The following is a 17,535-nucleotide window of genomic DNA, read 5'->3' as shown; positions in this document are numbered from 1 at the left end:
TCAGCCGTTGTTTCTGGCATAGAGTCGGCTGGTGATCTCGGCCAGCCGCTCGGTCACTATCTGTCGCTGGGGCGCGCCGGCGGGCAGCTTTTCCTGGGCCTGCCTGAGTTGCCTCTGGGCTGACTCCAGGTCGCCCATGAGCACGTCGTATTCCGCCCGCGCGCGGTGAACGCCGACAATATTCCTTGCCATTCCCTCCGCTTCGGCAAGCTTCAGCCAGAGGTGCTCCTGGCCTGGCAGCCTTCTGGTCAGTTGTTTTAGATGTTCTGCTGCTGCCGCGCCGTTACCGTCGGCTATCTCGGTTTCCGCCAACTGGAAAGTGATCGGATAATTGCCCGGGTTGCGCGCAAGTGCGTCCTGAAGGATCGAACGGGCGTCATCCATCCGTTTCTGGGCCAGGCGTACTTCCGCCAGGGTTACCAGAAAGGTAATTCGACCGGGGTTCCTGGCCAGTAGATCGTTCAGAAGCTCGGCGGCTTTCTCGTGCTGTCGATTGGACAGGTAGGCGACGGCCAAACCGTAGCGAATGGCGTCGTTGCGCTTGGCGTCTTCACGATCCAGATAGGCCTCGAAGGTTTCCACCGCCACATCGGCCGAGGGCGCGTAGTGTACTTGCAGCCGGCTGCGCATCAGGTGGTACTCCTGGCCATCACGGATGCGTTCGTCAGGGTATTGCTCGGCCCGGTTTCGGGTGTCGGCAACACGGTTCTGGGTGAGCGGGTGGGTTGAGAGGTATTCCGGCAGCCGATTCCCCTGCATCCGGTTCTGCCGCATCATGATCTCGAACATCTCGGGCATGCCTCTGGGGTCCATCCCGGCGTTGGCCAATATCTCAAGGCCCACGCGGTCTGCTTCCTGCTCGTGGGCCCGGCTGTACGCCAACATGTTCTGTACCGCCAGTGCCTGGCTGCCTGCGATCGCCGCGATACCGATGTCAGACTGGGTAACCGCTGACAGCACGATACCGGCAATCATGCCGGCCATGGTGAGGGGAGCGCTGGTTTCCTGCTGTTCCATGCGCCGGGCAAAATGCCGCTGGCTGAGGTGTGCAAGTTCGTGGGCGAGTACCGAGGCGAACTGCTGTTCCGTTGCAGCGTTCAGGAACAGGCCGCCATTCACCCCAACAATGCCTCCTGGCACGGCAAAGGCGTTGATCGCCGGACTGTCGATCAGTGCCAGGGTCAGGTCGCGGTCCTGCAGGGGGGCGAAGGGAACCAGGCGATAGGTAATGGCATTCACGTAGTCGTAAACCAGAGGGTCGGTGATCCGTGGCGCCGAACGGCGGATGGATACCATCACCTGTTGGCCAATGTCCGACTCCTGCTGGCCAGCGATCAAACCGCCGCCACTGCCACCGATGCTGGGTAAGCGGCTATCCTGCTGCCCCTGTGCCGGCAGGGCAGTGCCTGCCAGAGCGAGGGCCAGCAGGGCGCTCCTCATCAGTGCGGGAAACGGACGGGTGCGGAAATGTCTTGCCATCATCTGATACAGAATGCCTTTGCCTGGAACTGCCGGTTGGACAGCAGTGCATTGTGAAAAGTTCGGGCCCCCGCTTGCAGAGGACTGTAATGCAGTACATTATCACTCCCGGCACAATGCCCGCTTGTTAAATTCCCTTACAGTTTGTCCGTATGGTGTGTAATCCCGATGGTTGATCGTGTTCTTGATGCGTCCGGGCTTCGCTGCCCGATGCCGTTGCTGAAGACCAAGCTGGAACTCAACAGTATGTCGCCTGGCGAAGAGCTCGAGGTGATCGCCACCGACGCCGGTTCTGCCCGGGATATTCCCGCTTTCCTCGAGTTGTCCGACCATAAGCTCATGAGCAGTTCGGAGTCCGCCGGCCAATACCGGTTTGTGATAAAGTGCGGCGGTTAATGATTCGGAGTTGTCGATGATCAGGACGTTACGGGGTCTTGCCCACAAATATTTCTCGGATGAAGAAGCGGTCATCCTTTTTCTGATACTGGTCACTGGCACTGTCTTTGTGATCTGGTTCGGGGCCATGCTCGCCCCGGCCATTGCCTCTCTGATCGTTGCCTTTATTCTGCAGGGGCTGGTAACCAAGCTCAACCGGCTGGGGGTCCCGGAAACCCTCTCAATCCTGACGGTATTCCTGGTATTTCTCGGGGTGCTGGTCGGCTTTCTGTTCGGGCTACTGCCACTTATCTGGACCCAGCTCAGCAACCTCGCCGGTGAGGCGCCGCGCATCATCCGTGAACTGCAGTCCTACCTGGAGCTGTTACCGGAGCAGTACCCCCATTTGATTTCGGGCCAAGCGGTTGCCCAGGTTTACAGCCAGGTGAGTACCGAAGTGGGGCACCTGACCCAATGGTTGGTGTCGTTTTCCCTGTCAAGTATTCCCGATCTGGTCGCGCTGCTGATCTACATGGTGCTGGTGCCGATCCTGGTGTTCTTCTTCCTGAAGGACCGCGAGGTGCTGCTGGGGTCCATTGCCCGTCTGCTGCCTCCGCAGCGGCCCATGATGCTGCAGATCTGGCACGAGGTGAACCTGCAGTGCGCCAACTATGTTCGCGGCAAGGCGCTGGAGATCCTCATTGTGGGCGGTGCCACCTACATTGCGTTCAAGCTGCTGGGCATGCCGTACGCGGCTCTGCTGGCGCTGCTGGTTGGCCTGAGCGTGGTGATTCCATACATCGGCGCTGCCGTGGTCACCATTCCGGTGGCGGTGATCGCCCTGTTCGCGTTCGGCTGGGGCAGCCACTTTATCTGGGTGATGGTGGTGTACGGTGTCATTCAGGCCCTGGACGGCAATGTTCTGGTGCCCATCCTCTTTTCCGAGGTCAACAACCTTCATCCGGTCGCCATTATCGTGGCGGTGCTGTTCTTCGGCGGTATCTGGGGTCTCTGGGGTGTGTTCTTTGCGATTCCCCTGGCTACCATGCTGAAGGCGGTCTTTGCGGCCTGGCCGGTCAAGGATTCCGCCTCTGCTCCGGTCGAGACCACGCAAGTAAAGTAGCCTTTCCCGACCAGACAGCTAGACGGGCGCTCGTCAGAGCGCCCTGACTGCCTCCAGCACCTCGTCGGCATGGCCCTTCACTTTCACGCCGCGCCACTCGCCCCTGAGAACACCCTCCTTGTCGATCAGGAATGTGCTTCGGTCCACGCCCATGTATTCCTTGCCGTACAGCTTTTTCAGTTTGATGACATCAAACAACTGACAGAGCGCTTCATCCTTGTCGGAAATCAGGTGGAACGGGAATTCGTGCTTGGCGCGGAAGTTCTCGTGGGCCTTCAGACCATCGCGGGATACCCCGAGGATCTCGGTGTCCAGCTCCTCGAACTGCTGCATGCGGTCCCGGAAATCCTGGCCTTCGGTAGTGCACCCCGGCGTGTTGTCTTTGGGGTAGAAGTAGATCACCACATTACGACCCTTCAGATCGTCCAGTCGGATGGTCTGGTTTCCCGTGGCCGGTGCTTCAAAATCCGGCACGGGTTTGTTTAACTCAACGGAGGGCATGACATCTCCTTTAATTCCCTTGTGTCAGTTCGTGCCCAACATTACCATATCGGTTTTATTCGGACGGAGCTTTTATGATTACGGGTAGCCTTGTCGCACTGGTCACGCCCATGCATCCAGACGGTGAAATTCACTGGGAAGATCTGGACAAGCTGGTGGACTTTCACCTGGATAACGGTACTCACGGCATTGTTGCCGTCGGAACCACCGGCGAGTCGGCAACGCTGGATCCGGAAGAGCACTGCCGGGTAATTGGCCACATCATCAAGCGGGTTAACGGTCGTATCCCGGTAATCGCCGGCACCGGGGGCAACAGCACCCGCGAAGCGATCGAGCTGACCACCGAAGCCCACAAACTGGGCGCTGATGCCTGTCTGCTGGTGGTGCCGTACTACAACAAGCCCACCCAGGAAGGCCTGTACCGCCATTTCAAAGCCATTGCCGAAGCCGTCCCGGGCATGAGCCAGATGCTGTACAACGTGCCTGGCCGTACCGCGTGCGACATGCTGAACGAGACCGTTCTGCGCCTGGCTGACATCCCGAATATTGTCGGTATCAAAGACGCCACCGGGAACATCCCCCGGGGTGCCGAGCTCATCCAGGCACTCGAGGGCCGACTTGCCGTGTACTCGGGTGACGACGCCACCGCCGCCGAGCTGATGCTGGCGGGTGCCAAGGGCAACGTGTCGGTGACCGCGAACGTGGCACCCAAAGGCATGTCACAGCTGTGTGAAGCCGCCATTGCCGGCAACCGGGAGGAGACTGAGCGCCTGAACGAGCTGCTTATGCCGCTGAACCGCAAGCTCTTCCTCGAAGCCAACCCGATTCCGGTAAAATGGGCCCTGCATCGGATGGGAATGATCGGCGAGGGCATTCGCCTGCCGCTCACTCCGTTGAGCGAGAAGTTCCACGGAGAAGTGGAAGATGCCCTCAAGGCCTCAGGTGTACTCTGAGATTGTCCAAACGTTTCCAAGCCCGGAGTCACCTGATGCAGGTTCCACAGAGAACCGGTAGTACCCTCATGTCAAAGAAATTGCCCCTGTTCCAGCGTGCTGCGGCCGTGTCCGGCGTTCTGCTGCTTACGTCAGTTGCCGGCTGCAGCCTCGTTGAAGACCGCTCGGAGCGGTATGTGAATGCGCCGGAGGGGCAGCCGCTTGAGCTGCCCGAATCCGCTGACAAATCCCGCTTCAGCCAGACCATGCCGATTCGCGATGTCAAGCCCGCGGACGCCAGCAAGATGTACCCGTCCGACATCCCTCGGCCCCCGGACATGACCTCCGATATCCTCGACGAGAATTACGCGATTGAAGAGCTCGACGGGCGTGTCTGGCTTTTGGTGAACGACGTGCCCGGCCGGCTCTGGCCAGCGGTCAACAGCTACCTGAGCGATCGTGGGCTGGGTGTCAGTTTTGATAGCCCGCAGCTCGGGCTGTTGCAGACCGAACTGGTGAATTTCAGCAAGCGTGCGCGGCAACTGGCGGAGCTACCCGACAATCCGTCTGCCGGTGAACAGAAAGTGCTGGTGCAGGTCCGGATGGCGCCGGGCGTTCGTCGCAAGACCACCGAGATACAGGTTCGCCGGGTGAACGTTGAGGACCAGCCCGATGAACTGATCCCCTGGAGCACCACCGCCGAACCCACAGAAGAGGCACTGGCGTTCCAGAAACGGCTGCTGGCAGACATGGGTGACTTCCTGCGTGCCCAGGAAGAAACCAAGGCATTCTCCCGGGCGGCCTCAGGAATGGTGAGCGATCCCCTGGTGAGGCTGATCTCCGAGAACGACGAAGCCGTGGCCATCCGCATGGAACTGGATTACGGTCGCTCCTGGGCCGAGGTGAACCGGGCCCTGGGCGATTCTGGGATTCCGGTGGTTGACCTGAACCGCAGCGAAGGCTGGTTCCAGGTGGACTTCCGTAACGAGGATGAGCGCGACCCTGGCTGGTTCAGCTGGTTCAGTTCAGAGTCCTCACCAGAGCATACCCACACTGTCATGCTTCGCCAGGAGGCAGAGGCCGTCGTGATCTCGGCGCAGCTACTACCGGGTACCGAGGCCAGCCGATCGCCGGCCGAGTTGCTGGAACAGCTGTTCGATTACCTATACTGATTGAGAAGGTGGCCGCCCGTGGCGGCCGTTTTTCGGAGATTTATAATGGAAAAGCGCGAAGAACTCTACGCCGGCAAGGCAAAATCCGTCTACCGTACCGACGATCCCGAGCGGTTCGTCATGGTGTTCCGGGACGATACCTCGGCCTTCGACGGAGAAAAGAAAGAACAGCTGAACCGCAAGGGCATGGTGAACAACAAGTTCAACGCCTTCATCATGGAAAAGCTGGAAGCCGCCGGCGTGCCGACGCATTTCGAGGGTCTGCTGTCGTCTACCGAATCTCTGGTCAAGAAGCTCGACATGATTCCGGTGGAGTGCGTCGTTCGCAACGTGTCTGCGGGCAGTCTGTGCCGCCGGCTGGGTGTTGAGGAGGGCAAGGCCCTCAATCCGCCCACCTATGAACTGTTTCTCAAGAACGATGCGTTGCACGACCCCATGGTGAATGAGTCACTGGCGGTCAGCTTTGGCTGGGCCACCGAGCAGGAACTCGGCCAGATGAAGACACTCACCTACAAGGTGAATGATGTGCTCAAGGCACTGTTCGATGATGCCGGAATGATGCTGGTCGACTACAAGCTGGAATTTGGTCGCAGCGGTGGCCAGATTGTTCTGGGCGACGAATTCAGCCCGGATGGCTGTCGGATCTGGGACAAGGAGACCCGTAAGAAAATGGACAAGGACCGTTTCCGCCAGGGATTGGGCGAGGTTATTGAAACCTATGAGGAAGTCGGTCGCCGGCTGGGCATCCAGTTCGACTGATTACCACTCACTACAATTCCAAAAGGTGCGTTATGCGTAAACTGATGCTAGCTGTAGGCGGTTCACTGATTCTGGTGGCGCCGATGTCCCAGGCCGATGTGGTTGGGCTGGGTGCCAGCGTAAGTTACTGGGATTCTGATCTTTCCGGTAAGGCTGCTACAAACAACGATGTAGTGGATGTTGAGAACGATCTGAACCTGGACAACGACACCAACGCCAATGCCTCGCTCTACGTTGAGCATCCGGTGCCGGTGTTGCCGAACGTTCGCCTGAACTACACACTGGTCCAGCAAAGTGGCCAGGGTGAGCTGGGTGCGGATTTCGGCGATATCACCACGGTAGGTACCGGTGTGGACGTGCGCTCGGACCTGGATCTGGAACAGCTCGACTTTACCTTCTATTACGAAGTGCTCGACAACTGGGTCAACCTCGACCTGGGCGTGACGGCGCGTGACCTGAGCGGTGAGCTGGTAGTTCAAGAGATCCAAGGTGCTCGTGTAAATCGCACGGAAGTGGATGCCGTGATCCCCATGGGCTATCTCGCCGCGCGCTTTGATCTGCCTTTTACCGGTGTTTCCGTGGGCGCCGAAGGCAACCTGATCAGCTATGACGGCGATTCCCTGCACGATGTCAACGCCTTTGGTCAGTTTGAAATCGCGCTGGTTCAGTTGCGGGCGGGTTACCGCCAGATGTCGATCGATTACGAAGACGGAGACGATCGGCTGGACGTTGAGATTGGCGGGCCGTTCGTTAGTGCGGGCGTAACCTTCTGATCCCGACACAGACTCCAGGGAGAGACACTTGAAGATTCTTGTCACCGGTACTGCCGGCTTTATCGGATCGCACCTTGCCCATCGCCTGCTTGATCGCGGCGATGAGGTGATTGGCGTGGATAACGTCAACGACTACTACGACGTAAACCTAAAGGAGGCCCGGCTGGCGCGTCTGACCGGCAAGAAGGGTTTCCTTGAAGTACGTCAGGATGTCGCCGACCGTGCGTCCATGGCGTCGCTGTTTGCCAAGCACCGGCCCGACCGGGTGGTGCACCTGGCGGCCCAGGCCGGTGTCCGATACTCCCTGGAGAACCCCCACGCTTATGTGGACGCCAATCTGGTGGGGTTCATGAATATTCTGGAGGGCTGTCGCCATAATGGTGTGCAACACCTGGTGTACGCTTCCAGCAGCTCCGTCTACGGTGCCAACGAGACCATGCCGTTCTCGGTGCACGACAATGTGGACCACCCCCTCAGCCTCTACGCCGCCTCCAAGAAGGCCAATGAGCTGATGGCCCACACTTACAGCCATCTGTACAACCTGCCCACCACCGGTTTGCGGTTCTTTACCGTCTACGGCCCCTGGGGCCGGCCGGACATGGCGCTGTTTATCTTCACGAAGAAGATCCTCGCCGGGGAGCCCATCGACGTGTTCAACCACGGCCATCATCGCCGGGACTTCACCTACATCGACGACATCGTTGAGGGTGTCATCCGCACCCTCGATCATGTGGCGGAAGCCAACGATGACTGGAGCGGCGCAACGCCGGATGCTGGCACCAGCAAGGCCCCGTACCGGCTATACAACATCGGCAGCAACAATCCGGTGGAGCTGTCACGCTTCATTGAGATTATCGAGGCGAAGGTCGGCAAGAAGGCTGAGAAAAACCTCCTGCCACTCCAGCCGGGCGATGTGCCGGCCACCTACGCCAATGTCGACGACCTGATAGCGGACGTCGGCTACAAGCCGGCAACGCCCGTGGAAGAGGGCATTGGCCGGTTTGTGGACTGGTATCGGGATTTCTACCAGGTATAACGTTCAGTCAGCAGCCACTGCCTCAAGGCAACGCCGGATGGGCGCAGGAATGCTGACCGAACGGTTCTCTTCGCGATCCACAAACACATGTACCACCTGGCCGACCGCTGAAGCTTCGCTGTCCGATTCCCTGAATATGCCGAGCTCGTAGGTCACCGAACTGTTGCCCAGTTTCAGGACCCGGAGGCCGACCGATAGCGCGTCGGGGTAGGCCACCGGCCGGCGGAACTGGCAGGACGAGCTCACCACAAAGCCCACTACCGGCGCTTTGTGTATATCCAGGCCACCTTCTTCAATCAGATACCGGTTGATGGTTGAGTCGAAATACGAGTAGTAGGTGACATTGTTCACGTGCCCGTAGACATCGTTATCCATCCAGCGGGTGGATACCGGGTAGAACACCCTGAATTCGTCTCGCTGCATTATTTTCGCCCCTTAATACGCGGCCTGGTAGATGGCCAGGGCGTCTGCTTCCGTCACCTCCCTGGGGTTGTTCACAAGCAGTCGGGTCTGCTTCATGGCGTCCGCGGCCAGAACGGGCAGATCCGGTTCGGTAACGCCAACCTCGCGAAGTGTCTGCTCCAGGCCCAGATCCGCACTCAGTGCCTCCATGCGATCGATAAACTCCCGGGTTCGCTGCTCCGCAGGCGCTGAGGCAAGATCCGGAAAGGCGTCGGTTGCCAGGACGGCATAGGATTCGTTACAGAGCTTGGCGTTGAAGCGCATCACATGGGGCAGCACCAGCGCGTTGGACAGGCCATGGGGTACATGGAAAATGCCACCAATCGGATAAGCCAGGGCATGGACAGCGGCGACCGGAGAGTTGGCAAAAGCCTGGCCCGCAAGCATGGCTCCCAACAGCATGTCGGAGCGCGCCCGGACATTCCGGCCGTCCTTCACCGCGGTTTCAATATTCGCGCCCAGCAACCGCAGGGCTTCACGAGCGAGCGCCCGGGAGACGGGATTGTTGTTGGCGGAGGCCGAGGTGTAGCTTTCAATGGCGTGCACCATGGCATCGATGCCGGTGGCGGCGGTGACATGGGCCGGGAGCCCTAGCGTCAGCTCGGCATCCAGCAGGGCGATGTCTGGCAGCAGCTGCGGTGCCACCACGCCTTTCTTCTCGGTGTCGCCGACCGTGATGATCGAGATGGGCGTTACCTCCGAGCCGGTTCCCGCCGTGGTTGGAATCTGGATCAACGGTAAACGCTGCCCCTTGGCCTGGCCAACCCCATACACGTCATCGAGCTTTTCGCCACTGCCAATGAGCAGTGCGATCAGTTTGGCCACATCCATGGAGGAGCCACCGCCAAAGCCGATTACGCCATCGATGCTGGAAGCGCGTGCCTGCGCCAGGGCTGCCTCCACCACCGAGACGGGTGGGTCGGCGACCACGTCTCCGAATAGCTCGTAATGCACGCCGGCCTCGTTCAGGGAGTTGATAGCCGGGTCAATGATGCCTGCCTTCACGAGGCCGGGGTCGGTAACAAGCAATACCCTGGCGCCGATCTGCTCCCTCGCGAGAGTCCCGAGGCGCTTGATGGCACCAGGTTCGCAAATAACGCTTTTGGTGGTGTTGAAGGTGAATGCAGTCACAGGGTCCTCCAAAGTCAGCAAAGCCAGCGTAGTGGAATGTTGGAAGACTAACACGGTTAGGCGTTCGATGGTTTGCTTCGCAGACGGATGGGACAGGAGAAACGGTCAGCCGGGCGGCTAACCAGGGGAGCGTTAGTTTTCCGGGACACAAAGCAGGTATGATGAAGTGGTCTTACCGACCCTGCAGATGTTCACGGATGATTGGATAATGAAAACGATGGTTCTATGCCGGTCAAAGGCTACAGCAGTCAACCGACGGAGTCGCTTCAGAGATTGGCTCCCTGTGTGTCTGTGCGCCGGCATCAGCTGCTTTGCAACGGCAACGTCCGCAGATCCGGGAGGTGCGGTAGTCGAGCAAGACCATCAGGTAGCCTCTATCCATTATCCATCAACAGAGGGCGGCGAGGAGCGTGCTGTGGGTGGCTCTTCACTGCGGCCAACGATTCATCTGACAGCGCCTGAAGATGCCTTCGTGCAAGATGTTTCAATCAGGGTTTTGCGTAAAGCCTACGACAGGTTGGGTTACGAGCTCGTTGTCCACAAACTCCCCAACCTTCGTTCATTGATATCCGCGAACAACGGTACCTACGATGGTGAAGTGTCGCGGGTTGCAAATCTGGGATCGATCTATCCCAATTTGCATACGGTGCCGACAGCCATCAACGCCGTTAATGTGGTGGCAGTTGGACAGCAGGGCACTGCCGAGATCCGGAAAGTTGAGGATATTCGAGACGATCCGCTGTGTGTGAGAGGCGTTGTCATAGTAGAGCACCTGGTCAACGCCCATCGCATCAAGTGCATGTTTGTGGTCAACATCAATCAGGCGCTGGCAATGGTCAGTCTCGGAAGAGCGAAATACACGCTACTGCCCGATATCAACGCACGAATCTCCGTTTTGCATTCGCCCTTCACGAATGTGGAGGTAGTGAGCCCCGTACTTCATTCGGAAGCGTTGTATCATTATTTACACAAGAAAAATCTGAGACTTGTCGAACCACTCGATAAAGTATTGAGTGAGATGCGGTCGACGGGAGAGATAGACGAGATACGCTCGGATTATTTCAACAGCATCCCTGGTCGCAGGGGTACGGGCCTGGAGGACAATGACAGGTTCTAGGCGTCACTAATAGCGACACTCCATCCGGGGCTCACCAGACCATTGATCCGCATTTGCTTCAAGCAAACGTCCTTGTGCGACCTATCAAAAGGAGTGGGGTTACTGGAAACCTTACCAAATTCTTATCGGGGGCCACCCGGGGCTTTGTTCAGCACCAAGAAAACCCCGATTGTCATCACGCCTAAACCAGCCAGTCGCTTCAGGCTCATGGCGAATTTCTGAACGCCCATCAAGCCGAAATGATCAATGAGGCTCATTGCGATGAGCTGCCCCAGCAAAACAAAAGCAATTGAATTGGATATGCCAAAACGAGGAGCTACCCAAGTAATAGTTAGGATGTAGAAAAGGACAAAGAAACCCCCGAAGTAAAAGTGGAGGGGCACGTCGGCGGAGAAAACGGTCTCAGGAAAACCCTCGGTAGTTATTAAATAAGAAAATGCGAGAACCAGGGCAACGAAAAAAAGAATCGTTGCTGCGAGGGCGGGGCTCTGGAGTCTTGCACCGAGTCCACCGTTAAGCGTCGCCATCACGGGTATTCCTATCCCTGCGATCAGCATGAGAAGAGCATAGGTGAGTGAATTGTTCATTCTCTTTCCTTGGCTGTTTTGGAGTATCTCCCGCACAAACCGGAGGAGTGAGGCTTCCAGCCATACGAGGGCAGGTGCCCCGAAATTTGACGCCGGGGCACCGTGATTGTTTAAGGCTTTAGTTCATACCGCCCAGGCAAAGGTATTTAAGTTCCATATACTCGTCCAGACCATAGTGGGAGCCCTCACGACCAAGGCCGCTCTCTTTCACCCCACCAAACGGAGCCACCTCTGTAGAAATAATGCCTTCGTTTATGCCAATCATTCCTGATTCCAGTTCTTCCGCTACGCGCCATACCCGATGTATATCCCGGCTATAGAAATAAGCGGAGAGTCCGAATTCCGAATCATTCGCCATTGCGATTGCCTCGCTGTCCGTTTCAAATCGGAACAACGGTGCAACCGGGCCGAAGGTCTCCTCTCGAGCGATCAGCATTTCCTGTGTGGCATCAGTAAGGATTGTGGGTTCAAAGAAGGTACCGCCGAGTGCATGAGCCCTGCCTCCCAAAGCAATCTTGGCACCCTTCGAGGTAGCGTCCTCGATGTGTCGTTTTACCTTGGCAAGCGCGGCTTCGTTGATGAGCGGGCCCTGCTGGGTTTCGCCCTCCAGTCCGGGGCCCACTACCATTTTGCTGACAGCGGCCTTTAGCTTCTCTGCGAAGGCATCATAAACGCCTGCCTGAACATATACTCTGTTTGCGCAGACGCATGTCTGTCCCGTGTTGCGGTATTTCGAGGCCATGAGGCCTGCAACAGCCGCATCCAGGTCTGCATCATCGAAAACAATGAAGGGGGCATTGCCGCCAAGTTCCAGGCTGACCTTTTTGACGGTGTCGCTCGCTTGTCGCATGAGGAGCTTCCCGACAGGCGTAGAGCCGGTAAAGGACACTTTGCGAACTACAGGGTTGCCGGTCAGCTCGCTACCCACCGAGACTGCATTAGGTTTGGAGCAGGTAATGATGTTGATCAGACCTGCGGGTACACCAGCTTCTTCCGCCAGGGCGGTAATGGCCAGTGCGGAAAGAGGTGTATCCTCCGCAGGCTTTACCACGACAGGGCAGCCTGCCGCCAAAGCGGGCGCGACCTTCCGGGTAATCATCGCTATCGGGAAGTTCCAGGGAGTGATTGCAGCAACAACACCAACGGGCTGCTTGATCACGACGATGCGCTTATCCTTTCCGTGCCCCGGTATGACATCACCATAGGCCCGCTTGGCTTCCTCAGCGAACCACTCTATGAAGCTTGCACCGTAACCGACTTCGCCACGGGATTCTGCCAGAGGCTTTCCCTGCTCTGCCGTCATCAGGCGCGCAAGATCCTCCTGATTGGCGATCAGCAGATTGAACCATTTTCGCAGAATGTTTGCGCGCTCTTTGGCGGGAGTGGAGCGCCATGCTGGCCACGCGGCGGCAGCAGCCTCAATCGCCTCACGAGTGTCGCTGTCATCCATGTCTGGTACTGTTGCCAATTGCTCACCGTTGGCAGGGTTGGTGACGGCAAACGTCTTTCCCGACTTCGCCTGTGTCCATTGGCCGTTGATATAAGCCAGTTCGCGCAGAAGTTCGCGATTCTTCAGTTCAAGAGACATGAGTAACCTCAATCAAATAAGAGAATGGCCAAATTAAAAAGCGGCCTTGTAAATTGCCAGGGCGTCAGCTTCAGTCACTTCCCGGGGATTGTTTACAAGCAGACGGGTTTGCTTCATGGAATCCGACGCCAGGATGGCCAGATCGGCCTCGCCAATTCCGACCTCGCGCAGGGTTTGTTCAAGCCCCAGGTCAGCGCTCAGCGCCTCAAGACGGTCGATGAAGGCCGTGACTCTCTGATCGGCTTGCGTATCAGCGAGGTCAGGAAAAACGTCGGTGGCCAGAACTGAGTATGCTTCGCCGCAGATCTGAGCGTTAAAACGCATCACATGAGGCAGTACCAACGCGTTGGATAGGCCGTGAGGCACGTGGAAAATACCGCCGATTGGATAGGCGAGGGCGTGCACCGCCGCAACCGGAGAGTTGGCAAAAGCCTGGCCTGCGAGCATGGCGCCGAGCAGCATCTCCGAACGAGCTTTTACGTTACTGCCATCCTTTACGGCTGTCTCGATATTGGCTCCGAGCAAACGCAGGGCCTCGCGGGCGAGAGCTTTTGAAACCGGGTTGTTGTTGGCGGAGGCTGAGGTGTAGCTCTCGATTGCATGAACCATGGCATCGATTCCCGTGGCCGCGGTAACATGTGCAGGCAGCCCGAGAGTCAACTCGGCATCGAGCAATGCGATATCGGGAAGCAACTGAGGCGCGACAACGCCTTTCTTCTCCGTTTCGCCGACGGTAATGATTGAGATCGGCGTGACCTCAGAGCCTGTTCCTGCCGTTGTTGGAATCTGAATAAGGGGTAAGCGCTTCCCTTTGGCCTGGCCAACACCGTAAACGTCGTCGAGCTTTTCTCCACCGCCAATGAGAAGTGCGATCAGTTTGGCAACGTCCATGGATGAACCGCCACCAAATCCAACGACACCTTCCACCCCTGCTTGTCGCGCTTTGGCCAACGCCGCCTCTACAACCGAAACCGGCGGATCGGCAATGACGCCATCGAATAGTTTGAACTGGACGCCTGCTTCGTTTAGAGACTTTGTAGCTACCTCGAGTAATCCGGCCTTTATCAGCCCGGAATCTGTAACGAGCAGTACCTTTCTACCCATTTGTTCTTTGACGATTTGCCCGAGACGCTTAATGGCGCCGGGTTCGCAAATAACGCTTTTTGTTGTATTAAACGTAAATGAGGTCATTTATTCCTCCTAGCTCATCGACGCAATTGGTTCGACGCTTCCACGTTCGATCTGAAAGGCTTTGTCGACGAGGTCTGCGGAATGCGATTGGTCGGATTCAGACAGCAACACGGTCAGGCCTTCGTCTTTGAGTGTGCTCAAGACGCTGGCGAGTCGTCTGGAAAGCGCTGGTGCCACTCCCTCGAAGGGTTCGTCCAATAACAGTAAGTTGGTCCCAGTCATCATCGCCCTGGCTAATGCAACCAGCTTTTGTTGACCACCGGATAACTGGAGCGCTCTGCGATCGGAGAAAGCTTCAACCTCTGGCATCATTTCGTAGATCCAGGCGAGCCTGGCTTCTGCGTTGACGAGTTGGCAGGCCCATGCCGGCGCCATGATATTTTCTTCGACCGTCAAATCAGGCACGAGCCGACGATCCTCTGGCATGTAGCCAATCGACATTCCTGCACGCTCAAAAGAACCCTGATTGGTCATGTCCTCGCCATTGATGAGTATCTGGCCTGCTTTCGGCTTAATGAGACCCATGATTGATCGAAGAGAAGTTGTCTTACCGGCTCCATTTCGCCCAATCAGCCCAACCATAGAACCCTTGCTGACCGAAAAGCTGACGTCACGGAGAATCGTGGTGCCGGCTATCTCTGTCGTGACATTTTTAAGTTCTAACATGGGCAGACTCCTTGCTGTTGCTGGCCTGGCTTTCGCTCAGATCGAGGTGATGCCCAACCACCAATTCCTGGACTTTGGCATCTGACAAAACTGTTTGGGTCGGACCGTCTGCGAGTACCCGGCCGTCGTAAAAGGCGAGAACCCGTTCTGCGTACCGCAGAACCACTTCCATGTCGTGTTCAACGAACATCGTCGCAGCACCACTTTTCCGGACGGCGGCCATAACGGTATCCATCAGCACGAACTTGTCTTCGATCGCTACGCCTGAGGTGGGCTCGTCCAGTAGCATCAGCCCGGGCTCGGCGAGCATCGCCATGGCGATGTCCAGCAGCTTGCGAACCCCCTGAGGCAAAGTCGATACAATCTCCTCCGCATAACGCTCAATTTCATATTCGCGAAGTACAGCTCGGGCTTTTTCAACTTTTTCGGTGGATCTGAGAGGCTTCAGAAAGCTCAACTTCCGGTCGACGGAGAAGCCGAACGCGATCAGCATGTTCTCCAGAACCGTCAATTCCTGGAATAGTTGAGGCACCTGAAACGAGCGACCAACCCCAGCTAAAGACACGTCCCTGGGGGACTTTCCGACTATGGATTGGCCACGCACGAGGATGTCGCCGCTGGATGGCTGAATATAGCCGGTAACCATATTGATGAAAGTAGTCTTGCCAGCGCCGTTGGAGCCGATGACGCCAACCACTTCGCCTGAATTCAGTTCGACATTGATGTCGGTCGCTGCAGTTACGGCGCCAAAAGTTCTTTCCAGGTTTACAGTTTTCAGCAAAGCGCTCATCACGTTTTCCTCGCTTTCTTGTTCTGGAATCGTTCGACCAGTGACCACAGACCGGAGGGCATGAAAATTATGATTGCCAACAGCGCAAACCCGAGAATCATCTGCCAGGTGTATGGAGCAACGGCGAACGCATAGGTGCGCAAGGCCTCAAACAGAACGGCTGCAACCAGCGGAGCTGCTACGTGGGCAGTTCCTCCCATGAGAGCAATAAAGACGAACTCCCCGGAGGTGGTCCAATAAGCCATCTCGGGATCAACGTGGCCGCTCACCAAAGCGGTTATGGTTCCGCCGATAGCGGCAAGGGCGGCAGCAATGATGTACTTCACGTAAACGACGCGGAAAACAGACCCGCCCAGATACTCCAGGCGGATTTCATTTTCCCGCACAGCTTCCCCGGCATAGCCAGAGAGAGACTTGAGGTATCGCCATCCCAAAGTTCCGAGAAGCACTACGAGGCACACTGCCACGACCAGAACGAGATCCGACGCAGAATCTGCGTCTGGCGCCCAGCCGAGAAGGCTTGGGTTTGCCACGTTAAAGCCGTCAGTGGAGCCGAGAAACTGGTTACGCACGAGCAGCCCGTAGAGAATCATTGAAAATGCCATCGAGAACATGGCGAAAAAGATTTCTCGATACCGGCACAGGAGCAGGCCAATAACTGCTGCGATACCAACACTTACGGCAACTGAGGCAAGCATAATCACGAGAATGTCTGTGACTCCCATGAACTGAGTTAGCATGCCCGCAACGTAAGCGCCGACGCAGTAGTAAAGGCCTTGTCCGAAGGACACAAGGCCTGCGCGCATGAGTAGTACCAGGCCAAGCACTACGAGGCCTTTTCCCATTGCGATGGTGAAAAGGTAGGACATCCATTGTGGAAGAAGCAGACCGCCAGCTATGACAGCCAAACCGAGAATAAATAAAAGCGCTAGGGATCTTGTTGTCATCAGATTTTCCTCGCGTTGGCAACCGCAAACAGGCCCTGTGGGCGGAATGCCAGCACAAGCCCCATAACTGCATAAATAACGAACAGCTCAACATCGGGGTACAAATGCACGGCTGCCGCTCGGGCCATCCCGACGATAAGAGCGCCTACGAGTGCGCCAGTTATGCTGCCAAGACCGCCTATCACCACTACCGCAAATGCGAGCACAATGACCTCTATCCCCATGCCCGGCACAACCGAGAGGCCCGGAGCGGTCAAAGCACCAGCCAATGAGCCTATGCCGGCACCAATCAGGAAGGTGATTGTAAAAATCCGAGCAACGTTAATGCCGAGGGCGCTGGCGATTTCACGATCGTGGATAACGACTCGCAGCAGCTTGCCGTTGCGGGTGCGGTTGAGGCCATACCAGAGAGCAAGTCCAATAAGGATGCTCACACCAATAAGCATGAAGTCGTAATTCGCAAAGGATAATCCCGCGACTTTTGTGCGTCCGAGCAGGGTATAGGGCTGGTAGGCGAAGTAGGGCTCGACGCCCCAGATCAACTTGATAGCGTCTTCCATAATAAGCAGGACACCGTAGGTGACCAGAATCATCACGACTTCGTCCCTGCCATACATGAAGCGCAAGAGGCCGCGCTCGACCAGCAGCCCGACGGAAATGCCGGCGACAAGGGCTGCAGCGATTAGTGCGACGAAGCTGAACCAGGGAACAGAGCCGGTAGAGAAATACCAGCCAACCATGGCAGCACCAGAGTAAGCACCAAGTGCGTAAAAGCTGCCGTGGGACATGTTGAGGATTCGCATGACCCCATAGATCAGGGTCAGACCGGCAGAAATAATGAACAGCCATGACGCATAGACCGAGCCATCCACCAGTATTGCAAGAAATTGTTTCATTGTAGGACTC

At 57.0% G+C, this 17,535-nt stretch carries 19 protein-coding genes; 8 read left to right on the top strand and 11 right to left on the bottom strand.

Annotated elements, in window-relative coordinates; translation table 11 throughout:
* The gene (locus ACFC20_RS03985) at positions 1–1,479 is read right to left on the bottom strand and encodes a M48 family metalloprotease (RefSeq protein ID WP_375191915.1); all 1,479 of its coding nucleotides are present in this window, start codon (positions 1,477–1,479) and stop codon (positions 1–3) included.
* Between the two features lie 168 nt (positions 1,480–1,647).
* Between ACFC20_RS03985 and ACFC20_RS03980 the strand changes: the two genes are divergently transcribed.
* Positions 1,648–1,875: a sulfurtransferase TusA family protein gene (locus ACFC20_RS03980; protein ID WP_375191878.1), complete on the top strand. Its 228-nt coding sequence runs from the start codon at positions 1,648–1,650 to the stop codon at positions 1,873–1,875.
* A 16-nt stretch (positions 1,876–1,891) separates the two neighbouring features.
* On the top strand, positions 1,892–2,977 hold the full coding sequence (locus ACFC20_RS03975; protein WP_375191877.1) for an AI-2E family transporter: 1,086 nt from the start codon (positions 1,892–1,894) through the stop codon (positions 2,975–2,977).
* Between the two features lie 33 nt (positions 2,978–3,010).
* Here ACFC20_RS03975 and ACFC20_RS03970 read toward each other — a convergent pair whose 3' ends face one another.
* Positions 3,011–3,478, bottom strand: coding sequence for a peroxiredoxin (locus ACFC20_RS03970; protein ID WP_375191876.1), 468 nt, complete (start codon positions 3,476–3,478; stop codon positions 3,011–3,013).
* 74 nt (positions 3,479–3,552) lie between these two features.
* Here ACFC20_RS03970 and dapA point away from each other — a divergent pair, with 74 nt between their 5' ends.
* The 5 genes from dapA to ACFC20_RS03945 all read left to right on the top strand — a co-directional run bounded on the left by dapA (position 3,553) and on the right by ACFC20_RS03945 (position 8,150).
* A complete protein-coding gene (gene dapA / locus ACFC20_RS03965; RefSeq protein WP_091985791.1) occupies positions 3,553–4,431 on the top strand; it encodes a 4-hydroxy-tetrahydrodipicolinate synthase in 879 nt (292 codons plus the stop codon).
* 68 nt (positions 4,432–4,499) lie between these two features.
* Positions 4,500–5,582 (top strand): outer membrane protein assembly factor BamC, encoded by a 1,083-nt coding sequence (bamC, locus tag ACFC20_RS03960; protein WP_375191875.1) that lies wholly within the window; start codon positions 4,500–4,502, stop codon positions 5,580–5,582.
* A gap of 45 nt (positions 5,583–5,627) precedes the next feature.
* The gene (gene purC / locus ACFC20_RS03955; RefSeq protein ID WP_375191874.1) at positions 5,628–6,341 is read left to right on the top strand and encodes a phosphoribosylaminoimidazolesuccinocarboxamide synthase; all 714 of its coding nucleotides are present in this window, start codon (positions 5,628–5,630) and stop codon (positions 6,339–6,341) included.
* 32 nt (positions 6,342–6,373) lie between these two features.
* Positions 6,374–7,114 (top strand): TIGR04219 family outer membrane beta-barrel protein, encoded by a 741-nt coding sequence (locus ACFC20_RS03950; RefSeq protein WP_375191873.1) that lies wholly within the window; start codon positions 6,374–6,376, stop codon positions 7,112–7,114.
* Between the two features lie 28 nt (positions 7,115–7,142).
* Positions 7,143–8,150 (top strand): NAD-dependent epimerase, encoded by a 1,008-nt coding sequence (locus tag ACFC20_RS03945; protein ID WP_375191872.1) that lies wholly within the window; start codon positions 7,143–7,145, stop codon positions 8,148–8,150.
* 3 nt (positions 8,151–8,153) lie between these two features.
* On the opposite strand, the gene ACFC20_RS03940 is transcribed toward ACFC20_RS03945, so the two are convergent.
* Together ACFC20_RS03940 and ACFC20_RS03935 are read right to left on the bottom strand one after the other, a co-directional pair.
* Entirely contained in the window at positions 8,154–8,573 is a 420-nt protein-coding gene (locus ACFC20_RS03940) for an acyl-CoA thioesterase (RefSeq protein ID WP_375191871.1), read from the bottom strand.
* A gap of 12 nt (positions 8,574–8,585) precedes the next feature.
* Positions 8,586–9,743: an iron-containing alcohol dehydrogenase gene (locus ACFC20_RS03935; protein ID WP_375191870.1), complete on the bottom strand. Its 1,158-nt coding sequence runs from the start codon at positions 9,741–9,743 to the stop codon at positions 8,586–8,588.
* A gap of 208 nt (positions 9,744–9,951) precedes the next feature.
* On the opposite strand from ACFC20_RS03935, the gene ACFC20_RS03930 reads away from it, so the two are divergent.
* On the top strand, positions 9,952–10,860 hold the full coding sequence (locus ACFC20_RS03930) for a substrate-binding periplasmic protein (RefSeq protein ID WP_375191869.1): 909 nt from the start codon (positions 9,952–9,954) through the stop codon (positions 10,858–10,860).
* 122 nt (positions 10,861–10,982) lie between these two features.
* Here the strand turns inward: ACFC20_RS03930 and ACFC20_RS03925 are convergent, their stop codons facing one another.
* The 7 genes from ACFC20_RS03925 to ACFC20_RS03895 form a co-directional block, all read right to left on the bottom strand.
* A complete protein-coding gene (locus ACFC20_RS03925; protein WP_375191868.1) occupies positions 10,983–11,447 on the bottom strand; it encodes a DMT family transporter in 465 nt (154 codons plus the stop codon).
* A 118-nt stretch (positions 11,448–11,565) separates the two neighbouring features.
* Positions 11,566–13,035, bottom strand: coding sequence for an NAD-dependent succinate-semialdehyde dehydrogenase (locus ACFC20_RS03920; protein WP_375191867.1), 1,470 nt, complete (start codon positions 13,033–13,035; stop codon positions 11,566–11,568).
* A gap of 33 nt (positions 13,036–13,068) precedes the next feature.
* Positions 13,069–14,226: an iron-containing alcohol dehydrogenase gene (locus ACFC20_RS03915; RefSeq protein WP_375191866.1), complete on the bottom strand. Its 1,158-nt coding sequence runs from the start codon at positions 14,224–14,226 to the stop codon at positions 13,069–13,071.
* A 9-nt stretch (positions 14,227–14,235) separates the two neighbouring features.
* The gene (locus tag ACFC20_RS03910; RefSeq protein WP_375191865.1) at positions 14,236–14,892 is read right to left on the bottom strand and encodes an ATP-binding cassette domain-containing protein; all 657 of its coding nucleotides are present in this window, start codon (positions 14,890–14,892) and stop codon (positions 14,236–14,238) included.
* A complete protein-coding gene (locus ACFC20_RS03905) occupies positions 14,879–15,682 on the bottom strand; it encodes an ABC transporter ATP-binding protein (RefSeq protein ID WP_375191864.1) in 804 nt (267 codons plus the stop codon). The genes ACFC20_RS03910 and ACFC20_RS03905 overlap by 14 nt, the downstream gene beginning before the upstream one ends.
* Positions 15,682–16,629 (bottom strand): branched-chain amino acid ABC transporter permease, encoded by a 948-nt coding sequence (locus ACFC20_RS03900; RefSeq protein WP_375191863.1) that lies wholly within the window; start codon positions 16,627–16,629, stop codon positions 15,682–15,684. Before ACFC20_RS03900 ends, ACFC20_RS03905 begins: the two co-directional genes overlap by 1 nt.
* Positions 16,629–17,525: a branched-chain amino acid ABC transporter permease gene (locus ACFC20_RS03895; RefSeq protein ID WP_375191862.1), complete on the bottom strand. Its 897-nt coding sequence runs from the start codon at positions 17,523–17,525 to the stop codon at positions 16,629–16,631. The genes ACFC20_RS03900 and ACFC20_RS03895 overlap by 1 nt, the downstream gene beginning before the upstream one ends.
* Positions 17,526–17,535: the final 10 nt, after the last annotated feature.

This window comes from Marinobacter sp. (assembly GCF_041984545.1).
Taxonomy (GTDB): domain Bacteria; phylum Pseudomonadota; class Gammaproteobacteria; order Pseudomonadales; family Oleiphilaceae; genus Marinobacter.
This window is presented reverse-complemented; position numbering and strand designations above follow the sequence as displayed.

Coding starts and splice junctions, on each gene's coding strand:
- ACFC20_RS03920 (WP_375191867.1), bottom strand. CDS start 13,035: ATGTCTCTTGAACTGAAGAATCGCGAACTTCTGCGCGAACTGGCTTAT.
- ACFC20_RS03910 (WP_375191865.1), bottom strand. CDS start 14,892: ATGTTAGAACTTAAAAATGTCACGACAGAGATAGCCGGCACCACGATT.
- ACFC20_RS03970 (WP_375191876.1), bottom strand. CDS start 3,478: ATGCCCTCCGTTGAGTTAAACAAACCCGTGCCGGATTTTGAAGCACCG.
- ACFC20_RS03900 (WP_375191863.1), bottom strand. CDS start 16,629: ATGACAACAAGATCCCTAGCGCTTTTATTTATTCTCGGTTTGGCTGTC.
- ACFC20_RS03895 (WP_375191862.1), bottom strand. CDS start 17,525: ATGAAACAATTTCTTGCAATACTGGTGGATGGCTCGGTCTATGCGTCA.
- purC (WP_375191874.1), top strand. CDS start 5,628: ATGGAAAAGCGCGAAGAACTCTACGCCGGCAAGGCAAAATCCGTCTAC.
- ACFC20_RS03975 (WP_375191877.1), top strand. CDS start 1,892: ATGATCAGGACGTTACGGGGTCTTGCCCACAAATATTTCTCGGATGAA.
- ACFC20_RS03940 (WP_375191871.1), bottom strand. CDS start 8,573: ATGCAGCGAGACGAATTCAGGGTGTTCTACCCGGTATCCACCCGCTGG.
- ACFC20_RS03930 (WP_375191869.1), top strand. CDS start 9,952: ATGAAAACGATGGTTCTATGCCGGTCAAAGGCTACAGCAGTCAACCGA.
- ACFC20_RS03980 (WP_375191878.1), top strand. CDS start 1,648: ATGGTTGATCGTGTTCTTGATGCGTCCGGGCTTCGCTGCCCGATGCCG.
- ACFC20_RS03985 (WP_375191915.1), bottom strand. CDS start 1,479: ATGGCAAGACATTTCCGCACCCGTCCGTTTCCCGCACTGATGAGGAGC.
- ACFC20_RS03915 (WP_375191866.1), bottom strand. CDS start 14,226: ATGACCTCATTTACGTTTAATACAACAAAAAGCGTTATTTGCGAACCC.
- ACFC20_RS03925 (WP_375191868.1), bottom strand. CDS start 11,447: ATGAACAATTCACTCACCTATGCTCTTCTCATGCTGATCGCAGGGATA.
- ACFC20_RS03950 (WP_375191873.1), top strand. CDS start 6,374: ATGCGTAAACTGATGCTAGCTGTAGGCGGTTCACTGATTCTGGTGGCG.
- dapA (WP_091985791.1), top strand. CDS start 3,553: ATGATTACGGGTAGCCTTGTCGCACTGGTCACGCCCATGCATCCAGAC.
- bamC (WP_375191875.1), top strand. CDS start 4,500: ATGTCAAAGAAATTGCCCCTGTTCCAGCGTGCTGCGGCCGTGTCCGGC.
- ACFC20_RS03905 (WP_375191864.1), bottom strand. CDS start 15,682: ATGAGCGCTTTGCTGAAAACTGTAAACCTGGAAAGAACTTTTGGCGCC.